The sequence below is a fragment of the Burkholderia sp. JPY481 genome, from assembly GCF_038900515.1.
In the GTDB taxonomy this organism is placed as follows: domain Bacteria; phylum Pseudomonadota; class Gammaproteobacteria; order Burkholderiales; family Burkholderiaceae; genus Paraburkholderia; species Paraburkholderia youngii.
Genome location: NZ_JAYMRT010000020.1, coordinates 88875 through 108258, shown reverse-complemented (window position 1 = coordinate 108258; position 19384 = coordinate 88875). Strand labels below are relative to the sequence as shown.

Sequence of the window (19384 nt, the reverse complement as noted above, 5' to 3'; positions counted from 1 at the left end):
CACCGGACACAGGCCTGAGCATGAAGAGGAGAAGAAGCGCATCGCGAAGCTGGTGTGGTGGGACGAGGTGGCGGCGGGCGTCCCTGGCTTCCCCGGATCGGATGTGTATCACATCAATCCGATCGGGTTGGTGGGGAATTTTATCAATACGCAATCATGTGGTTGTATCAACTATGATGCGATTTGGGTGCCTCACCCGGCGCCGGCATATAAAGATAATCAAATCGTGAGTTGGAGTCACTATCGACTCCCAATTGATATCTCGCCGGGTCGAATTGCCGGTAATAGCCGAAGGGGCGGAGATGCATCAAAAATATCTCAAATTAAGGTCATAAATCTTTTGGTTCAAAAAGGTCGTCAGTATCGCTTGAGCAGGGACGATATTGCGATGGTTTTGGCAATGACTCGTCACGAATCTGGCTTCAATCCAGATGCTGCCGCAGGAACGACTTCCGCTTCAGGATTGGGTCAATTTGTTGACCGAACAGCAAGTGCCTATGGAATCGATACAAACAGTCAGCGTTTCGATGCAGAACAAGGTGCTGATGCGATGGTGAGGCATTATTTGGAAAATAAGCGACTTGCGATTGCCGCCGGGGCCATTGGCAGAAATGTTTTTGTGATGACCTACGCGTATCACCATGATGGCCCCAGTCTGGCTTATGGTGGAAAGGAAATTTCGGAGGCCCATGTTATGCCAGTATTTGATCTTATCCTGAATAACATATGCTCTAACGTGGCGGACCGAGGTAGCCAATGAAAGCAATGCTGATAATTCTTGCGATGGTCTGTGCAAACTGTTTTGCATCCGCTTCCGAACCTCTTGCATCCGTGGAGAGTCAAGACCTTGGGCCGGTCCCTGAAGTAATTCGCTCAGCCATCGAATCAGACATCTCCTTCAGACCTTATGGGTCGCTGAATTGCAAAATGCAAGGGAAAAAAATTCCACTGTCATCGGATAGTTCGGTATCTACGTGGTTTGTCACGACTAGTCAGGCTTGTGGATGGGGGGCGGCACTGGGTCCCATATGGCTAGTGAAAAAAACGTCAACAGGCAATCCGTCACTCATGCTTTCGACTGGTGGCTATAGTGTGGCGATTGCCGGGAAATCACGCGGAGGCTTTGTCGGCATTTACATTGATTTCGGAACTGCCGAGGAGAGTGTTCGTAAGCGTTACTTTTTTGACGGAGAGAAATACGTAACGAGCACCAACTAACCAGTTGGAGTGCTTTCTTGCGGCGGAGATTGCGACGCAAAACAAACGGCTGAATATCGCTTATGCGAATGTCGTTAAAATCTCGCACCCGAGGATGAAACATATTTCGACAAGGTGCAGCACGAATGAATCACGTGGCGCGCGATGACAACTATACTTTTTCTCGCAGAACATGTGTCATGCTCTTTCGGTACTACGCGGGGAGCGAGCCTCGATTTCATGTTGCGGCGTTAGCAGCTGATTAAAACGATGAAGAAATTGCTTTTTTCTCCTTTGTGTCTTCTTGGGTAATTGCCTTTTCGGGCCCTTGTTGCGCAGCCCGGGTGGTGCCTTTTTGTGATCGGCAAACGCTAGAGGTGCTTTCGAGGGTTGATGCGATATGCGCGACCACCACTCATCCCCCTCAAGCCTCCAACGCCGCCCGCGCACACAACTCATCAGTCACGAGCCCCGACAACCACCCACCCTTGAGCACCGCGATCAACGCCTCACGCTTGCGCTGTCCGCCCGCAAACCCGATGGTCGGCCGGCGTGGCGGCGCGTCGAGCGCGATGCTCGTCACGCGCCGGCCGGTCGGCGATTCGACGTGCGCGCCGGCCGCATCGATCGGCAGGCCCAGCATTTCCGCGACCGCGCCGTTGTGCATCAACTCCTTCACCTCGCCTTCCGTGATAAAGCCGTCCTCGTGCAACGGACAGGTCATGCCGATGTTGCCGATGCCGACGAACGCGACGTCGGCCTGCGCGGACAGTGACTCGACGATCCGATAAAGACGGTGATTGCACCACTGCGCGCGCTCGGCCTCGCTGTCGGCGAGCAGCGGCGCGGGCAGCAGGAAATGCTTGCCACCGGTCTTTTCAGAAATGTGCAGCGCGACGTCGTAGCGGTTCGAGGAGCCGTCCTGCGCGATCGCGCCGACCATCGATACCAAGCGGTGCTGCGGACGGTCCAGCTGCGCGATCTGATCGACCGCGGCTTTCAGCGTGCGCCCGCTGCTGACCGCGACGACCATCGGCTTTTCCGCGGTCAGATAACGCTCCATCACCTGCGCGCCGGCCACCGCGAGCTTGCGGTCGAGTTCCTCGGGTGTATCGCCGTCGATCGGCACGACCTCGCACATGCTGAGGCCGTAGCGCTTCGACAGCTGATCGGCGAGCGACAGACAATCGGCGAGCTTGTGATCGACCCGCACGCGGATCAGGTTCTTTTCGACGGCGAATGCGACGAGCCGCTGCGCGACTGGCCGCGACACCTGCAGCTTCTCGGCGATTTCGTTCTGGGTGTTGCCCGCGACGTAGTAAAGCCACGCGGCGCGCGTGGCAAGATCGAGTTTTTCTGTGGACCTGGGCACGATGAGATTTCGCTTGAAGTGTGCCGATGATAGCGGCCGGCGGCGCGTCTGTCGCGCAGGCCGGCCGCGGATGACGCTCAGGCGAGCGGTGCCCGCGCGGGATCGAACAGCGGCCGTACGTGGCGATACAGCGCGCGATACGCTTCGAGGCGCGTGCGCAATTCCGCGTGGCGACGCGGATTCGGCGTGAACTCCTTTTCGACGGGCGGCTTGGTCAGCACGGTGGCCGGCTCGCCACCTGCCGCGAGCCAGCCGAGACGCGCCGCGCCCAGCGCCGCGCCGGTTTCGCCGCCGCCATGCTTGACGGTGACGGTGTCGAGCGCATCGGCGAGCAACTGGGCCCAGTAATCGCTGCGTGCGCCGCCGCCGAGCAGCGACAGCACCTTCGCTTCGGTGCCGGCCGCGCGCAGCGCGTCGAGGCCGTCGGTCAGCGCGAGCGTCACGCCTTCGAGCACCGCGTAGCCCAGCAGCGCGCGGTCGGTGGCGTGAGTCATGCCGAAGAACACGCCTTGAGCGTAGGGGTCGTTGTGCGGCGTGCGCTCGCCAGACAGATACGGCAAAAAGAGCGGCGCGGTGGTCAAGGCCTCGGCGGGCAGCGCCTCGATTTCGGCGAGCAGCGTCGGCTCGTCGGTCGACGTGAGCTTGCAGACCCAGCGCAAACAACTCGCCGCCGACAGCACCACGCTCATCTGATGCCAGCGATCCGGGATCGCATGACAGAACGCGTGCACGGCGGAGGCCGGGTTCGGCCGGAAGCTGTCGCCGACCACGCACAGCACGCCCGACGTACCCAGCGATACGAAGCCGTCGCCCGGTTGCGTCGCGCCGATGCCGATCGCGCTGGTCGCATTGTCGCCGCCGCCGGCCGCGACGATCACGTCGTCGCGCAGGCCGAATTCGCGCGCGAGTTCCGGCAGCAGCGTGCCGGCCGGCGCGCTGCCTTCGCGCAGCGCCGGCATCTGCGCGCGCGTCATGTTGCAGGCTGCGAGCAGCGAATCCGACCAATCGCGTTTCGCGACGTCGAGCCACAGCGTGCCGGCCGCGTCCGACGGATCGGACACCTTGCCGCCCGTCAGTTGCAGCCGCAGATAGTCTTTCGGCAGCAGCACGCAGGCGGTTTTCGCGAAGATCTCCGGTTCGTGACGCGCGACCCACAGCAGCTTCGGCGCGGTGAAACCGGGCATCGCCAGATTGCCGGCGACGCTGTGTAGATCCGGCGCGCGCTCGGTCAGCTCCGCGCATTCCTTGTCGCTGCGCATGTCGTTCCACAGGATCGCGGGCCGCAGCACGCGATTCTCCGCATCGAGCAGCACCGCGCCGTGCATCTGCCCTGAAAGGCCGATGCCGCGAATCTGCGCGAACTCGTCGGGATGACGCGCGCGCAACCCGGCGAGCGCGCTGCGCGTGCCCGCCCACCAGTCTTCGGGATTCTGCTCGGCCCAGCGCTGGTGCGGACGCGAAACGGTGAACGGCGAGCCTGCGGTGCCGATCACGCGGCCATCGGAGGCGAGCAGCAGAACTTTCACTTCGGACGTGCCGAGGTCGATGCCTAGGTACATGGGAGCGAAACCTTCGTCGTTGGAGATGCGCTACTTTATCCGCACATCGCGCGCGCTGTCATGCGCATTAAGCCTGGCTCGTCAAGCCGCGCCGCGTTTCGCGAGCCATGCGTCGACACGCGCGAGCGCGCCCGCGAGCGCCGCTTCGAGTTCGGGCGTCTGCGCCATGCCGCCCCACAGCAGCCGGTCGGCCGCGAATGCGCGCAGCGGGTCGGGCGCCGTGAAAAAGCCGTGCGCGACGCGCTCGTCCATCACGCCGTCCTGATACGCATAGAGCAGCTTGCCCGTGTGCCAGCGCTCCAGAAAGCGGAAGAACAACGCGGGCAGCATCGCGGTCGCCGCCGGCGTAACGCCGCGCTCGAAGCATTCCGCGAGTGTCGGCGCGATGAAGCCGGGCAGCTTCGAGAAGCCATCGGCGGCGACGCGCTGGTTCGTATCGAGAATATGCGGATTGCTGAAGCGCTCGAGCACGACGTCGCGATAGCGTTCTAGATCGAGCGGGCTCGGTGTCAGAGACGGGATCACGTCCTCGGTCACGTAGTCGTACGCGAACTGGCGGATATCGGCGTCGAGCGTGCCCTCATGGATGTAGTTCAGGCCGACCAGCGTGCCCGCCCACGCGATGCAGCTATGCGTCGCGTTGAGAATGCGGATCTTCGCTTCCTCGTACGGCAGCACCGAATCGACGAGTTCCGCGCCGACCTTCTCCCAGGCCGGCCGTCCCGCGATGAAGCGGTCTTCGATCACCCACTGGATGAACGCTTCGCCCATCACCGGACTCGCGTCGTCGACGCCGGTCGCGGCCTTCACGCGCTCGCGCACGTCGGGCGTCGGACGCGGCGTGATGCGATCGACCATCGAGCACGGGCACGAGGTGTTGTCATCGAACCATTGCGCGAGTTCGTTCGCACCGCGTCGTTCGAGAAACTCGCTCATGCCCGCATGAAAGCGCTCGCCGTTGCTGCGCAGGTTGTCGCAGGTCTGCAGCGTGACAGGGCCCGCGCCGCGTTTCACGCGCGCGTCGAGAATCGCCGCGAGCGCGCCGTAGATCGTCTTGTGGCCGCCGGCGAGGTCGGCGGCGAGATCGGGGTTCGCGGTGTCGAGCCGGTCGTGTTCGTCGAGGTAGTAGCCGCCTTCGGTCACGGTGAACGCGATGATCTTGCAGGCCGGGTTGGAGCCCGCTTCGATCAGCCCGTCGAGGCTTTCGCTCCACGGCAATACGCGCTCGATCGAGCGGATCGTCTCGTACGCGCGCTGGCCTTGCGGCGTGACCGTTTCGAGCGTGTAGACGCCGTTCTGCGCGGCGAGTGCTTCGAGCACCGGGTTCATGTCGCCGCGAATATTGCCGACGGTCAGCGACCAGTGCGGCTCGCTGGCCGCGCTCGCTTCGTTCAGCCGATGCAGATACCACGCCTGATGCGCGCGATGAAACGATCCCGCGCCGATGTGCAGGATCACGTGTGCGGCCGCGCCGCTGCCTTGCCCGCTGTTCATGTCGTGTCTCCGGTGTCGGCCAGAGTTAGCGCTTCAGCGCTTGCTCTGGTCCCATGCAACGTAGTTGCAAACGTCCACCGCGCTCGTGGCGCGGGTTTTTGTGCGTTCAGAGCATTTGCTCTGTATGTGAGCGAATGATCGTACCCGGCGAAACGAAAGTCAAGGCAACGGAACTGGGTTTTGATGGCGCAGCGCGGCATGCGGGCTGCGGCAGCGTCGGGCGTCCGAAGGGTCGAAAACGCGCTGGGCCTCGCATATTGCATTGCATCAAATTTGACCTTGCGCGCGTCGGGATTAACCCCAGTGCAAAAAAGTATCGGTCCGCGGTTTCTTTTTAAGTGGTCGCCAACGCGTTTGGCGGTTACTTTTCGCTTTACAAGATCAAGATCGGCGGCGCCTCACCCGTGCCGCTCCATGGAGGCAGACAGTGCAACCTGATCTCGAAATCGTGGCCGTACGTCACGACGAGTCGTTCAAAGTGTGGTCGCATGGCTATCCGTATCGCACGGTGCGCTGGCACTTTCATCCGGAGTACGAGATCCATCTGATCGTCGCGACGACCGGCAAGATGTTCGTCGGCGATCACATCGGCAGCTTCGCGCCCGGCAATCTCGTGCTGATGGGGCCGAACCTGCCGCACAACTGGGTCAGCGACGTGCCCGAAGGCGAGAGCGTCGCGCAGCGCAATCTGGTCGTGCAGTTCGGCCAGGAGTTCGTATCGAACTGTCTCGAGAGTTTCCCGGAATGGCGGCAGGTCGAGGCGCTGCTCGCCGACGCGCGTCGCGGCCTGTCGTTCGGTCATGAGACCTCGGCGCAAATCAAGCCGCTCTTTCTCGAACTGCTCGCGGCGCGCGGACTGCGCCGGCTCGTGCTGTTCATGTCGATGCTCGAGATCCTGATGAACGCGTCGGACCGCGACACGCTCGCGAGTCCCGCGTATCAGGCCGACCCGACCAGCTTCGCGGCAACCCGCATCAATCATGTGCTCGCGTATATCGGCAAGAACCTCTCGAACGAATTGCGCGAGTCGGAGCTTGCGCAACTCGCCGGCCAGAGCGTCAGCGCTTTTTCGCGTTATTTCCGCCGCCATACCGGGCTGCCTTTCGTGCAGTACGTGAACCGCATGCGCATCAATCTCGCGTGCCAGTTGCTGACCGACGGCGAACTGAGCGTGACCGACATCTGCTTCAAGGCGGGCTTCAATAACCTGTCGAATTTCAACCGGCAGTTCCTCGCGATGAAGGGCATGGCGCCATCGACGTTCCGCCGTTATCAGCAACTCAACGATGCGAGCCGCGACGCTTCCGAGCAGGCGGCCGCGCGTGGCCGGGGCATCGACAACGCGCCGGCGATCGTGCTCGCGCCGGGCTTGCCGCGTAGCGGCGTCGCGTATCCGGTCACCTAGTGCCCGCCCGGTAGTCCGCTGTTTTTGTCCACTCGCGTTTCAACACGCATCGATCGCGCTGTGCACCCACAGCGCGAGGGGGCGTGCTCACTTCAAAAAATGGAGACAACCATGAAGCCGTCTACTCTTTCGCTCAATCCTTCGATGATGGTCGCGCGGCGCGTCGCCGCGCTCGCGTTCGGCTTGTCGCTCGCCGCCGTGTCGGCTGCGCAGACCGCGCAGGCCGCGCCGCTGAAAATCGGCATGACGTTCCAGGAACTCAACAACCCGTACTTCGTGACGATGCAAAAAGCGCTGAACGACGCGGCCGCGTCGACCGGCGCGACGGTCGTCGTCACCGACGCGCATCACGACGTCAGCAAGCAGGTCAGCGACGTCGAAGACATGCTGCAAAAGAAGATCGACATCCTGCTCGTCAATCCGACCGACTCGACCGGCATCCAGTCGGCGGTCACGTCGGCGAAGAAGGCGGGCGTCGTCGTGGTCGCGGTCGATGCGAACGCGAACGGTCCGGTCGATTCGTTCGTCGGCTCGAAGAACTACGACGCGGGCGTGATGGCTTGCGACTACCTCGCGAAGTCGATCGGCGGCAGCGGCGAAGTGGCGATTCTCGACGGCATTCCGGTCGTGCCGATTCTCGAACGCGTGCGGGGCTGCAAGGCGGCGCTGGCGAAATCGCCGGGCGTGAAGCTCGTCGATACGCAGAACGGCAAGCAGGAACGCGCGACCGCGCTGTCCGTCACCGAGAACATGATCCAGGCGCATCCGAACCTGAAGGGCGTGTTCAGCGTGAATGACGGCGGCTCGATGGGTGCGCTGTCGGCGATCGAATCGTCGGGCAAGGACATCAAGCTGACGAGCGTCGACGGTGCGCCTGAAGCGATCGCCGCGATCCAGAAGCCGAATTCGAAATTCGTCGAGACGTCGGCGCAATTCCCGGCCGATCAGGTGCGCATCGCGCTCGGCATCGCGCTCGCGAAGAAGTGGGGCGCCAATGTGCCGAAAGCGATTCCGGTCGACGTGAAAATGATCGACAGGAGCAACGCGAAGGGCTTCAGCTGGTAATGCAAACGCAGGCCGCCGCGCGTGACGATCATGCGCGGCGGTGCGCGGCAGAGGAACACGCGATGGACACGATTCTGAAGCTCGACAACATCAGCAAGAGCTTTCCCGGTGTGAAGGCGCTGCAAGGCATTCACCTCGAGATCGCGCGCGGCGAGATTCACGCGCTGCTCGGCGAGAACGGCGCGGGCAAGTCGACGCTGATGAAAATTCTGTGCGGCATCTATCAGCCGGACGAAGGCACGATCACGCTCGACGGCGAGCAACGCCACTTCGCGAACTATCACGACGCGGTGGCCGCAGGTGTCGGTATCGTGTTTCAGGAATTCAGCCTGATTCCGTATCTGAACGCGGTGGAGAACATGTTTCTCGGCCGTGAAATGCGCAACCGCTTCGGCCTGCTCGAACGCGCCAGGATGCGGCGCGCGGCGGCCGCGATATTTCAGCGGCTTGGCGTCGAGATCGATCTGTCGGTGCCGATCCGGGAACTGTCCGTTGCGCAGCAGCAGTTCGTCGAAATCGGCAAGGCGTTGTCGCTCGATGCGCGCGTGCTGATCCTCGACGAACCGACCGCGACGCTGACGCCGGCCGAAGCAGCGCTTCTGTTCACGATCATGCGCGAACTGAAGCAGCAGGGCGTCGCGATGATCTTCATCTCGCACCACCTCGAAGAGATTTTCGAGGTGTGCGACCGCATCACGGTGCTGCGCGACGGCCAGTACGTCGGCATGACCGAGGTCGTGCAATCCGACGTGAGCCGGCTCGTGCAGATGATGGTGGGACGCCGCATCGAAAGCAGCTTTCCGCCGAAGCCGGCGCCGCGCGCCGATGCGAAGGTCGTGCTCGACGTCGTGCGCCTGCAGTTGTTCAAAGACAGCCCCGAGTTGAGCTTCACGCTGCGCGAAGGCGAGATTCTCGGCTTCGCGGGGCTCGTCGGCTCGGGGCGCACCGAGACCGCGCTCGCGGTGATCGGCGCGGAGCGCGCGTACGTGAAGGAAATTCGCGTGAACGGCACGGCCGCGAAGCTTGCAGATCCGGCCGATGCGCTGCGCGCGGGCGTCGGCATTCTGCCCGAGAGCCGCAAGACGGAAGGGCTCATTACGGACTTCTCGATCAAGCAGAACATCTCGATCAACAACCTCGGCAAGTACCGCTCGCTGCGTTTCTTCATCGACCAGCGCAGCGAGGCACGCGCGACCGCCGACATCATGAAGCGCGTCGGCGTGAAGGCGCCGACGATGCACACCGAAGTCGCGACGCTGTCGGGCGGCAATCAGCAGAAGGTCGTGATCGCGCGCTGGCTCAATCACCACACCAACATCCTGATCTTCGACGAACCGACTCGCGGCATCGACGTCGGCGCGAAGGCCGAAATCTATCTGCTGATGCGCGAACTGACCTCGCGCGGCTACTCGATCATCATGATCTCGTCCGAGTTGCCGGAGATCGTGGGTATGTGCGACCGCGTCGCCGTGTTCCGGCAGGGCCGCATCGAAGCGCTGCTCGAAGGCGACGCGATCGAATCGAATGCCGTGATGACCTATGCGACCGCCGGTTCGCTTGGAGCTTCTCATGAACATGCCTAATCCTTCCTCTTCGCCGAAAACCTCGACCGTCAGCAGCGACACGCCGGGCGCGCCGGTGCGCTTCACGTGGGCCGCGCTGAAACGCTCGACGCTGTTCTATCCGTTCATCGGCCTGCTGGTGGTCTGCATCGTGATGGTGTTCGCGAGCGACAGCTTTCTGTCGGCCGCGAACATCGAGAACGTGCTGCGCCAGGTGTCGATCAACGCGATCATCGCGGTCGGCATGACCTGCGTAATCCTGACGGGCGGCATCGATCTGTCGGTCGGCTCGGTGATGGCGCTCGCGGGCACGCTGTCGGCCGGGCTGATGGTCGCGGGCATGAATGCGGTGGCCGCGCTGGCGGTCGGGCTCGCGGTCGGTCTCGGCTTCGGCGCGGCCAACGGTTTCTTCGTCGCGTTCGCCGGTATGCCGCCGATCATCGTCACGCTCGCGACGATGGGTATCGCCCGCGGCCTCGCGCTGATCTACACCGGCGGCTACCCGATCGACGGTCTGCCCGACTGGGTCAGCTTCTTCGGCAGCGGCAAGATACTCGGCATCCAGGCGCCCGTCGTGATCATGGCGGTGATCTATGTGATCGCGTGGGTGCTGCTCGAACGGATGCCGTTCGGCCGCTACGTGTATGCAATCGGCGGCAACGAGCAGGCGACGCGCTTGTCCGGCGTGCGTGTCGCGCGCGTGAAGATGATCGTCTACACGCTCGTCGGCTTGACGTCCGCGTTCGCCGCGATCGTGCTGACCGCGCGTCTGATGAGCGGCCAGCCGAACGCGGGCGTTGGCTTCGAACTCGACGCAATCGCCGCCGTCGTGATGGGCGGCACATCTATCTCCGGTGGACGCGGCTCGATCATCGGCACGCTGATCGGCGCGCTGTTACTCGGTGTGCTGAATAACGGCCTGAACATGGTCGGCGTCAATCCATACGTGCAGAACGTGATCAAGGGCGGAATCATTCTGCTCGCGATCTATATCAGCCGCGACCGCAGAAAGTAACGCTCACTTCCCCACATCCCTCTTATCGCAGGACCATGCAATGACGACTCCATCCGACCAGCAGAACATGACCGCCATCGTCTGTCATGCACCGAAAGACTATCGCGTCGAGCAGGTGCAGAAGCCACGCGCCCGCGCGCACGAACTCGTGATCCGCATCGCCGCGTGCGGCATCTGCGCGAGCGACTGCAAATGCCATTCGGGCGCGAAGATGTTCTGGGGCGGCCCGAGCCCGTGGGTCAAGGCGCCGGTGATTCCGGGCCACGAGTTCTTCGGCTATGTCGAGGAACTGGGCGAGGGCGCGGCCGAGCACTTCGGCGTGCAAAAAGGCGAGCGCGTGATCGCCGAGCAGATCGTGCCGTGCGGCAAGTGCCGCTACTGCAAATCCGGCCAGTACTGGATGTGCGAAGTGCACAACATCTTCGGCTTTCAGCGCGAGGTCGCGGACGGCGGCATGGCGGAGTACATGCGAATTCCGCCGACCGCGATCGTCCACAAGATTCCCGACGGCATCTCGCTCGAAGACGCCGCGATCATCGAGCCGCTCGCCTGCGCGATTCACACGGTCAATCGCGGCGATCTGCAACTCGACGACGTCGTCGTGATCGCGGGCGCGGGGCCGCTCGGTCTGATGATGACGCAGGTCGCGCATCTGAAGACGCCGAAGAAGCTCGTCGTGATCGATCTCGTCGAAGAGCGGCTCGCGCTCGCGCGCGAATATGGCGCGGACGTGACGATCAATCCTCAGAAGGACGACGCGCTCGCGATCATTCGTTCACTGACTGACGGCTACGGTTGCGACGTCTATATTGAAACGACCGGCGCGCCGATCGGCGTGAACCAGGGGATGGACCTGATCCGCAAGCTCGGACGCTTCGTCGAATTTTCGGTGTTCGGCGCGGATACGACACTCGATTGGTCGGTGATCGGCGATCGCAAGGAGCTCGATGTGCGCGGCGCGCATCTTGGACCCTATTGCTATCCGATCGCGATCGATCTGCTCGCGCGTGGACTCGTTACGTCGAAGGGCATCGTCACGCACGGCTTTTCGTTGGAAGAATGGGACGAAGCGATCAGGATCGCGAACTCGCTCGACTCGATCAAGGTGCTGATGAAGCCGCGCGCGTAAATCGCGTGCGTGGCTTTTCAACGGAGACTCTATGAACTACGTCATCGGCGTCGATATCGGCACGCAGAGCACGAAGGCGTTGCTGGTCGACCAGCACGGTGCGATCGTCGCGCAGCATGCGTCGAGCTATCAACCCGACACGCCGAAGCCGTTGTGGGCCGAGCAGTGGCCCGCAGTGTGGCTTAAGGCCGTGGTCGAATGCGTGGCCGCGTGCGTCGGCGATGCGAAGGCGGCCGGCATCGCGCCGCGTGCGATCAAGGCGCTGTGCGTGAGCAGCCTGTACGGCGGCTCGGGCATCCCGGTCGACAACGACATGCGGCCGCTCGCGCCGTGCCTGATCTGGATGGACCGGCGCGCGACCGCAGAGGTCGACTGGGTGCGCGAGAACGTCGATCTCGAGCGGCTCTATTCGATCACCGGTAATGGGGTGGACAGCTACTACGGCTACACGAAGATGCTGTGGCTGCGCGAGAACGAGCCGGACGTGTGGGCGCATACGCGCTATTTCCTGCCGCCGAACGCGTACGTGATCTACATGCTGACCGGCGAGGTCGCCGTTGATCACAGCTCGGCTGGCAATATCGGCGGCGTCTACGATATCGCGCGGCGCGACTGGTCGGACGAAGCGCTCGATATGCTCGGCATTCCCGCGACGATGATGCCGGAGCGGCTCGTCGAATCGTCGGAGGTGGTGGGCGGCTTGTTGTCGCAATGGACCGCGCAGCTCGGACTGGAAGCGGGCACGGCGATCGTCGCGGGCGGCGTCGATGCGGCGATGGCGACGTTCGCGGCCGGCGTCACGCGCGCGGGACAGCACGTCGCGATGATCGGCACCAGCATGTGCTGGGGTTACATCAATCAGCGTGTCGACGCGCGACACGGTTTGGTCAGCATGCCGCACGTTTTCAACGGGCAGCACGATATCTACGTATTCGGCGGCGCGATTACCGCGGGCGCGTCGGTCAGCTGGTATCGCGAGCAGTTCTGTCAGGCGGAGATCGAGACCGCGCGCGCGACACCGCATGGCGATCCGCATCGGCTGCTCGAAGAAGCGGCCGCGCAAGTGCCGGCCGGCGCCGACGGCGTGCTGTTCCTGCCGTATCTGATGGGCGAGCGAAGTCCGGTGTGGGATGCGAAGGCGAGTGGCGCGTTCGTCGGGTTGTCGCTGTTTCATACGCGCGCGCATCTGTATCGCGCGGTGCTCGAAGGGGTGTCGTTCGCGCTGAAGCACAACATCGAGGCGGGGCGCAAAGGCGCGCAATCGCTCGACGACAAGTTGATCGTCGTGGGCGGCGCCGCGCATTCGGACCTGTGGATGCAGATCATCGCCGATGTCACCGGCTATCCGGTCTACACGATCGAGCAGGACGTCGAAGCCGCGATGGGCGCGGCGTTGCTCGCCGCGGTCGGCGTCGGCCTCGTGTCGCGCGAAGCGGCGCAAGACGGCTGGGTCACGCTGATCGAGCGCGCGCAGCCCGACGCACGGCGCATGGCGTTATACGAGCAGCGCTTCGGCGTGTACGTGGATCTCTATCCGGCGTTGAAGCCGGTCATGCATCGCTTGCAATCATCATGAACGCTACTTTCGATTTTTCCGGTCGCTCGATTCTGGTGACGGGCGCCTCCAGCGGCATCGGCCGCGCGACGGTCGAGGCGCTGTGCGCGAGCGGCGCATCGGTCGTCGCGGCCGCGCGCAACGTGAACGAGCTCGCGCGGCTCGCCGAGGAAACCGGCTGCGAGCCGTTGCAGCTCGACGTCAGCGACGAAGCCGCGATCGACGAAGCATTCGCGTCGCTCGAACCGTTCGACGGTCTCGTCAATTGCGCGGGCATCGCGTTGCTCGAACGCGCGGTGGATACCACGGCCGCGAGCTTCGATCGCGTGATGGCGGTGAATACGCGCGGCGCGGTGCTGGTCGCGAAGCACGTCGCGCGTGGCATGCTCGACGCGGGTCGCGCGGGCAGCATCGTCAACGTGTCGAGCCAGGCCGCGCTCGTCGCGCTCGACGATCATCTGAGCTATTCGGCGTCGAAGGCGGCGCTCGATGCGGTCACGCGCGCGTTGTGCATCGAGCTGGGGCCGCACGGGATTCGCGTGAATAGCGTGAACCCGACGATCACGCTGACGCCGATGGCGGTGCTGGCGTGGAGCGATCCTGTCAAACGCGATCCTGCGTTGCAGGCGATTCCGCTCAGGCGCTTTGCTGAGTCCGCCGAGGTCGCGGCGCCGATCCTGTTTTTGTTGAGCGATGCGGCGTCGATGGTTAGCGGGGTGTGTTTGCCGATTGATGGTGGGTATACCGCGCGCTAGGGGGTGTCAAGCGCCGTCGGTTGCCTGGTGAAATGAAAGTAGACGGAAGCCCCGCCAGACGGCGGGGCCGTCCGGCGGGCGGAAGTGCAGGCTACTCACTCAGAAGAAGACGTTTAAGCCCATCAAGAAAAGATTCGGCGGTGCGACCCCACAGCGTCGGAACGAACTGGCTGCCGAATTCCTCTTCGAAGGCAGCGCCGAGATTTCCAGCGTGATCTCTCTTGAACCGATCTATGTCGGCCACCTTTGCGTTAATCATTTCTGGCGTGCATCCGCTTGCACAAGCCCGCACCAACTCTTCAATTGTGTTTCCCCAGTAGTCGGAAGCCTCATTGAAGTAGACACCGATCAATTGATCCAGATCGTCGTATGTCATGTATCGCCGTCCAGTGCGAGGAAAATCAGGCTACTCGCTCAGGAGAAGACTCTTAAGTTTGTCGAGAAAAGCCTCGGTGGTTTGCTCCCACACAGTCGGATCGCACTGGTAGCCAAAATTTTCCTCAAACGCGGCGTCGAGATTCCCAGCATGATCGCTCTTGAATCGGTCTATCTCGGCCACCGTCGCATTAATCTCTTCCGGTGTGCACTCGCATGTAAAAGACAAGACCAATTCCTCGATTGTGTTGCCAAAAAGGTCGAAGTCTTCATGGAAGCGGCCACAAATCAATTGATACAAATTTTCGTATCTCATATATCAATATCCATGTGAAATTCAGCCTTCGATCATAGCCGTGAGAATGTAGTATGGCATCCCGTTGTACGTCCCGTACTTCAAGATGACCTTCACTTTACTGCTGTCCACTAGGGTGTCAGTCTTCTGGGTCAATACATAGCCTACTTTTCTTCCAACATCCTTCTCGAGCGTCAGAGTTCGTTTTGATGTTGTTGTCCATTTTCGGATCTTTGAGGCATTTGCAAGCATCGTTTCTGATATGGCCCACTCCGCCTCCTGAAGATTTGCGAAAGACGATACTTCAGTTCTTTTCGGCTCCAGCCTGAGCCTCTCCCGCAACTGCGCCTCAGTCCTCCCGACATGTTTCAAAAGCGTATGTCCACCAATCCGGCTTCCCGCCTTCGCCTCATGCATGTTCAGCCTGATCCGGCCCATCGTGACACGCGCAGCGCGCGCCGCCTTGATCGAGCCAGCAAATCCGAACGGCACGGCGATATCGAGGGACAGGCCGATATTGTTCGCCATGTCAGGGCTCGCCCGCATCGCTTCAGCGAGTTTCGTCGCGCCCCGCTGGGTCAGCGTGGCGGTGTCCCGACCAGTCCAGACCTGCCGCAGGCCAGCCGCCGCCGAGTCCGAGCCATGTACCCCGAACACGACACACCCGGCTTTGCTCGCCATCGTCGGATCTGGCAAAGCGCACAGCACACCTGCGCCGACCATTTCCAGCACGCCGCCGACGACCTGTAACCCGCCCCAAAGCCGGTTGGAAAGCATCTCCGCCTGACTGATCGACTGCCGGGACAGCACGGCCGCGAGTTGCGGGGCACTCAGTACAACCTTCACTCCTTCGGCGTTATCGACACCGGGCATATCGAAACCCTCTGATGTTTTTTATGGGGTTCCGATGCTGGCATGCTGACCATCTCTCAAGATTCGGAGAACTCCGAACTTTCCTCAGCCCGATGAACGGTGCCTGTTCTGCAACGAGCGGGAACAACCGCGGCATCATGCTTGCCGTGATTTCCGGTCATTCCCTGTCTGACACGCGCCAACCGTTACAACATCGTCCGCACATGCCACAACTCGGGGAACAGCACGACATCGAGCATCTTGCGCAGATACGGCGCGCCGCTGGTGCCGCCGGTGCCCTGCTTGAAGCCGATGATGCGCTCGACGGTCGTCACGTGGCGGAAGCGCCATTGGCGGAACGCATCCTCGAGATCGACGAGTTCTTCCGCCATCTCGTACAGCTCCCAATGCTCCGACGGATTGCGATACACCTCGAGCCACGCGGATTCCACCGACGCATCATGTTCGGTCGGCCTGGTCCAGTCGCGTTCGAGCCGCGCGGGCGAAATCTTGAAGCCGCGACGCGCAAGCAGCCGCACCACTTCGTCGTAGAACGACGGCGCTTCGAGCGATGCCTTCACTTGCTCGTACACGTCGGCGCGATGCGCGTGCGGCTTCAGCATCTGCTCGTTCTTGTTGCCGAGCAGGAATTCGATCTGCCGATACTGATACGACTGGAAGCCCGACGAACTGCCGAGGTACGGCCGCATCGCCGTGTATTCAGACGGCGTCATCGTCGCGAGCACACTCCACGCCTGCACCAGTTGCTCCATGATCCGCGACACGCGTGCGAGCATCTTGAACGCGGGCGGCAGCTCATCGCGATGCACGGCCGCGAGCGCCGCGCGCAACTCGTACAACGCGAGCTTCATCCAAAGCTCGCTCGTCTGATGCTGGATGATGAACAGCATCTCGTTGTGATCCGGCGACAACGGATGCTGCGCGTCCAGCACCGTGCCGAGCGACAGATAGTCGCCGTAGCTCATCGACTCCGAGAAGTCGAGCTGCGCGTCGTGCCAGCCGCTATCGGCCGTGCTCGCGGAGGCGGTCGTGGCACTAGCGGCCGGCGCCCAAGCCGTCCGCCCGTGCCCGAACGGGCAGCCTTGTGCCGCCGGTTCTTCTGGCAAGCCCGGCGTGTGCATGTGATCGGTCATTCTGTCGTCCTCAGGTAACGGCGCCGCGCTGGGCGAATTCAGGAGCTTTCCAGGCCTCGCGGGTGAGCACGTCGCGCAAGGTTTCGACGGCGTCCCATACGTCGACGAAGCGCGTGTACAGCGGCGTGAATCCAAAGCGCAGCACGTGCGGCTCGCGATAGTCGCCGATCACGCCACGCGCGATCAGCGCCTGCATCACCTCGTAGCCGTGCGGATGTTCGAAGCTCGCATGCGAGCCGCGCTGCGCGTGCTCGCGCGGCGTCACGAGCTTCAGTGGAAATTCGCTGCAACGCGTCTCGACCAGTTCGATGAACAGATCGGTCAGCGCGAGCGACTTCTCGCGAACCGCCTGCATGTTGGTTTGCAGGAACACGTCGAGCCCGCATTCGACGAGCGCCATCGACACCATCGGCTGCGTGCCGCACAGGAAGCGGCCCACGCCGTCGTCGGGCTGATACGTCGGATTCATCTCGAACGGCGCGCGATGCCCCCACCAGCCCGACAGCGGTTGCGCGAACTCGTTCTGGTGGCGCTTGGGCACCCACACGAACGCGGGCGAACCGGGGCCGCCGTTCAGATACTTGTAGGTGCAGCCGACCGCGTAGTCGGCGCCGGCGCCGTTCAGATCGACCGGCACCGCGCCCGCCGAATGCGCGAGGTCCCATAGCGCGAGCGCGCCCCTGTCGTGAATCAGCTTCGTCAGCGCGGCCATGTCGTGCATGTAGCCGGTGCGATAGTTCACGTGGGTGATCATCGCGATCGCGGTGTCCGCGCCGATCGCGTCGGGCAGCTCGGACGGATCGTCGACGAGGCGCAGCTCGTAGCCGCGATCGAGCTGCTCGATCAAACCCTGCGCGATATACAGATCGCTCGGGAAGTTCGAGCGCTCGGACACGATCACGCGACGCTGCGGATCGCGCGCATTCGCAAGCCGCAGCGCGGCCGACAGCAGCTTGAACAGGTTGATCGAGATCGTGTCGGTGATCACGACTTCGTCTTGGGCCGCGCCGATCAACGGCGCGAGCTTGTTGCCGAGCCGGCGCGGCAGCACGAACCAGCCGGATTTGTTCCAGCTGCGGATCAGCCCTTCGCCCCATTCGGCGGCGATCACGGTTTGCGCGCGCTGCGCCGCGGCGGCCGGCGGTACGCCGAGCGAGTTGCCGTCGAGATAGATGGTCGTCGGCGACAGCGCGAACTGGTCGCGCAGCGCTGCGAGCGGGTCGGCGCTGTCGAGCGCCACGGCTTCGTCACGATGGTTCATGGTGGTTCGAGGGTTGGGTTGTCGGGTTGTTGGCTCGCCGAGTCGCGTGGCTTAGCGAGAGCCGTGCAGTGCGCGCAGCACCGCGCGTACCGGGCTTGCGTCGAGCGTGGTCAGCTTGAGCGGCAGCGCGATCAGTTCGTAGTCGCCGGGTTCGACCGCGTCGAGCACGATGCCTTCGAGAATCGCCATCCGGTGCGCGCGAATGCGGTGATGCGCGTCCATCGTCTTCGATTCCTGGGGATCGAGCGATGGCGTATCGATGCCGATCAGCTTCACGCCGCGCGCGGCGAGCAGATCGACGGTCTCGGGCGCGACCGCGCAGAACGCGCTATCCCACTCGCGCGTTGGCGCATTTCTGTAAGTGCGCAGTAAGACTCGCGGCGGCAGATCGTCGAGCGAGCCGGTCAGGTGTTGTGGCGTCACAACAGGCGACGCGCCGATACAGTCGATCACTCTGCACAAACCGAGATACGCGTCGAGCGGCACGTCGCCGATCGCGGCGCCTTCGGCGTCGTAGTGCAGTGGCGCGTCGGTATGCGCGCCGGTGTGCGGCGACATCGTCAGACGCGCGACATTGACCGGCGAGCCAGCCTCCATGCGCCAGACGCGCTCGATGCCGACCGGCGTGTCGCCCGGCCAGACGGGCGTGGCGGGATCGACGGCGGGGGTGATGTCCCAGAGTGCTCGCATGACGGTTTCGACGGAAGGTGACTATCTCTAAATGATAGAGGTCAAGCCGTGAAATGTGATTGCGAAAAAATCTCCTAACCAGCCGTGTCTTGGAACATAATTTGAGCCAAACAGGAAAGGGAGACCGAATATGAACGCGATCTCGCTCGACGCCACCGATTGCCGTATCTTGACGGTGCTTCAGCAGGAAGGACGGATCAGCAATCTCGACTTGGCGGAGCGTATCTCGCTGTCGCCATCAGCCTGTCTGCGGCGCCTGCGTCTGCTGGAGGAGCAGGGCGTCATCGAACACTACCGCGCGTGTCTGAACCGCGAAGTTTTGGGGTTCGAGCTGGAAGCGTTCGTGCAGGTATCGATGCGCAACGACCAGCAGAACTGGCACGAGCGCTTTGCCGAGGCGTTGCGCGACTGGCCCGAAGTGGTCGGCGCGTTCGTCGTGACCGGCGAAACCCACTATCTGCTGCGCGTGCTCGCGCACAACCTCAAGCACTATTCGGATTTCGTGCTCAACCGCCTGTACAAGGCGCCGGGCGTGATGGACATCCGCTCGAACATCGTGCTCGAAACGCTGAAGGAAGACTCGGGCGTGCCGGTGTCACTGGTGAAGAAGAGCAGCGGGCACGGGGCCACGCATAGCGACCGTTGAGGC

At 62.7% G+C, this 19384-nt stretch carries 19 protein-coding genes; 10 read left to right on the top strand and 9 right to left on the bottom strand.

From position 1 onward, the window contains the following. Both VSR82_RS32740 and VSR82_RS32735 read left to right on the top strand, forming a co-directional pair. Window positions 1-760, top strand: a 760-nt coding sequence (locus VSR82_RS32740; protein WP_498858397.1) for a lytic transglycosylase domain-containing protein, incomplete at its 5' end; no start/stop codon positions are given. After that, window positions 757-1218 carry a hypothetical protein gene (locus VSR82_RS32735; RefSeq protein WP_368584724.1) on the top strand — a complete coding sequence of 154 codons (462 nt, stop codon included), beginning with the start codon at window positions 757-759 and terminating at the stop codon, window positions 1216-1218. The genes VSR82_RS32740 and VSR82_RS32735, both read left to right, overlap by 4 nt. 403 nt (window positions 1219-1621) lie before the next feature. Here VSR82_RS32735 and VSR82_RS32730 read toward each other — a convergent pair whose 3' ends face one another. The 3 genes from VSR82_RS32730 to dalD all read right to left on the bottom strand — a co-directional run bounded on the left by VSR82_RS32730 (window position 1622) and on the right by dalD (window position 5622). Continuing rightward, window positions 1622-2569: a sugar-binding transcriptional regulator gene (locus VSR82_RS32730; protein WP_176105172.1), complete on the bottom strand. Its 948-nt coding sequence runs from the start codon at window positions 2567-2569 to the stop codon at window positions 1622-1624. 77 nt (window positions 2570-2646) lie between these two features. Continuing rightward, window positions 2647-4128, bottom strand: a complete 1482-nt coding sequence (gene xylB, locus VSR82_RS32725) for a xylulokinase (RefSeq protein ID WP_429458058.1) — start codon at window positions 4126-4128, stop codon at window positions 2647-2649. Between the two features lie 81 nt (window positions 4129-4209). Further along, entirely contained in the window at window positions 4210-5622 is a 1413-nt protein-coding gene (gene dalD / locus VSR82_RS32720) for a D-arabinitol 4-dehydrogenase (RefSeq protein WP_429458060.1), read from the bottom strand. A 427-nt stretch (window positions 5623-6049) separates the two neighbouring features. Here dalD and VSR82_RS32715 point away from each other — a divergent pair, with 427 nt between their 5' ends. From VSR82_RS32715 to VSR82_RS32685, 7 genes are all read left to right on the top strand, one after another. After that, window positions 6050-7027: an AraC family transcriptional regulator gene (locus tag VSR82_RS32715; RefSeq protein ID WP_410848552.1), complete on the top strand. Its 978-nt coding sequence runs from the start codon at window positions 6050-6052 to the stop codon at window positions 7025-7027. A 111-nt stretch (window positions 7028-7138) separates the two neighbouring features. Next, a complete protein-coding gene (locus VSR82_RS32710) occupies window positions 7139-8092 on the top strand; it encodes a substrate-binding domain-containing protein (protein WP_429458064.1) in 954 nt (317 codons plus the stop codon). A gap of 62 nt (window positions 8093-8154) precedes the next feature. Further along, a complete protein-coding gene (locus VSR82_RS32705) occupies window positions 8155-9675 on the top strand; it encodes a sugar ABC transporter ATP-binding protein (protein ID WP_498858396.1) in 1521 nt (506 codons plus the stop codon). Next, the gene (locus tag VSR82_RS32700) at window positions 9662-10669 is read left to right on the top strand and encodes an ABC transporter permease (protein ID WP_498858395.1); all 1008 of its coding nucleotides are present in this window, start codon (window positions 9662-9664) and stop codon (window positions 10667-10669) included. The genes VSR82_RS32705 and VSR82_RS32700 overlap by 14 nt, the downstream gene beginning before the upstream one ends. Before the next feature lie 40 nt (window positions 10670-10709). Then, window positions 10710-11798, top strand: coding sequence for an alcohol dehydrogenase catalytic domain-containing protein (locus tag VSR82_RS32695; RefSeq protein ID WP_176105179.1), 1089 nt, complete (start codon window positions 10710-10712; stop codon window positions 11796-11798). A 31-nt stretch (window positions 11799-11829) separates the two neighbouring features. Beyond that, complete coding sequence (locus VSR82_RS32690; protein WP_429458070.1) at window positions 11830-13374, top strand: FGGY-family carbohydrate kinase; 1545 nt, start codon at window positions 11830-11832, stop codon at window positions 13372-13374. After that, entirely contained in the window at window positions 13371-14108 is a 738-nt protein-coding gene (locus VSR82_RS32685) for an SDR family oxidoreductase (protein ID WP_429458072.1), read from the top strand. Before VSR82_RS32690 ends, VSR82_RS32685 begins: the two co-directional genes overlap by 4 nt. 91 nt (window positions 14109-14199) lie before the next feature. On the opposite strand, the gene VSR82_RS32680 is transcribed toward VSR82_RS32685, so the two are convergent. The 6 genes from VSR82_RS32680 to kynB all read right to left on the bottom strand — a co-directional run bounded on the left by VSR82_RS32680 (window position 14200) and on the right by kynB (window position 18735). Further along, window positions 14200-14484, bottom strand: a complete 285-nt coding sequence (locus VSR82_RS32680; RefSeq protein ID WP_410848546.1) for a contact-dependent growth inhibition system immunity protein — start codon at window positions 14482-14484, stop codon at window positions 14200-14202. Between the two features lie 30 nt (window positions 14485-14514). Further along, window positions 14515-14799 carry a contact-dependent growth inhibition system immunity protein gene (locus tag VSR82_RS32675; RefSeq protein ID WP_368584734.1) on the bottom strand — a complete coding sequence of 95 codons (285 nt, stop codon included), beginning with the start codon at window positions 14797-14799 and terminating at the stop codon, window positions 14515-14517. 21 nt (window positions 14800-14820) lie between these two features. Next, on the bottom strand, window positions 14821-15651 hold the full coding sequence (locus tag VSR82_RS32670) for an RNase A-like domain-containing protein (RefSeq protein ID WP_429458075.1): 831 nt from the start codon (window positions 15649-15651) through the stop codon (window positions 14821-14823). 185 nt (window positions 15652-15836) lie between these two features. Next, the gene (gene kynA, locus VSR82_RS32665) at window positions 15837-16784 is read right to left on the bottom strand and encodes a tryptophan 2,3-dioxygenase (RefSeq protein ID WP_429458077.1); all 948 of its coding nucleotides are present in this window, start codon (window positions 16782-16784) and stop codon (window positions 15837-15839) included. A 10-nt stretch (window positions 16785-16794) separates the two neighbouring features. After that, window positions 16795-18045, bottom strand: coding sequence for a kynureninase (gene kynU / locus VSR82_RS32660; RefSeq protein WP_368584737.1), 1251 nt, complete (start codon window positions 18043-18045; stop codon window positions 16795-16797). 51 nt (window positions 18046-18096) lie between these two features. Continuing rightward, on the bottom strand, window positions 18097-18735 hold the full coding sequence (kynB, locus tag VSR82_RS32655; RefSeq protein WP_368584738.1) for an arylformamidase: 639 nt from the start codon (window positions 18733-18735) through the stop codon (window positions 18097-18099). A gap of 130 nt (window positions 18736-18865) precedes the next feature. Between kynB and VSR82_RS32650 the strand changes: the two genes are divergently transcribed. After that, complete coding sequence (locus VSR82_RS32650) at window positions 18866-19381, top strand: Lrp/AsnC family transcriptional regulator (RefSeq protein WP_176105186.1); 516 nt, start codon at window positions 18866-18868, stop codon at window positions 19379-19381. Window positions 19382-19384 lie beyond the last annotated feature (3 nt).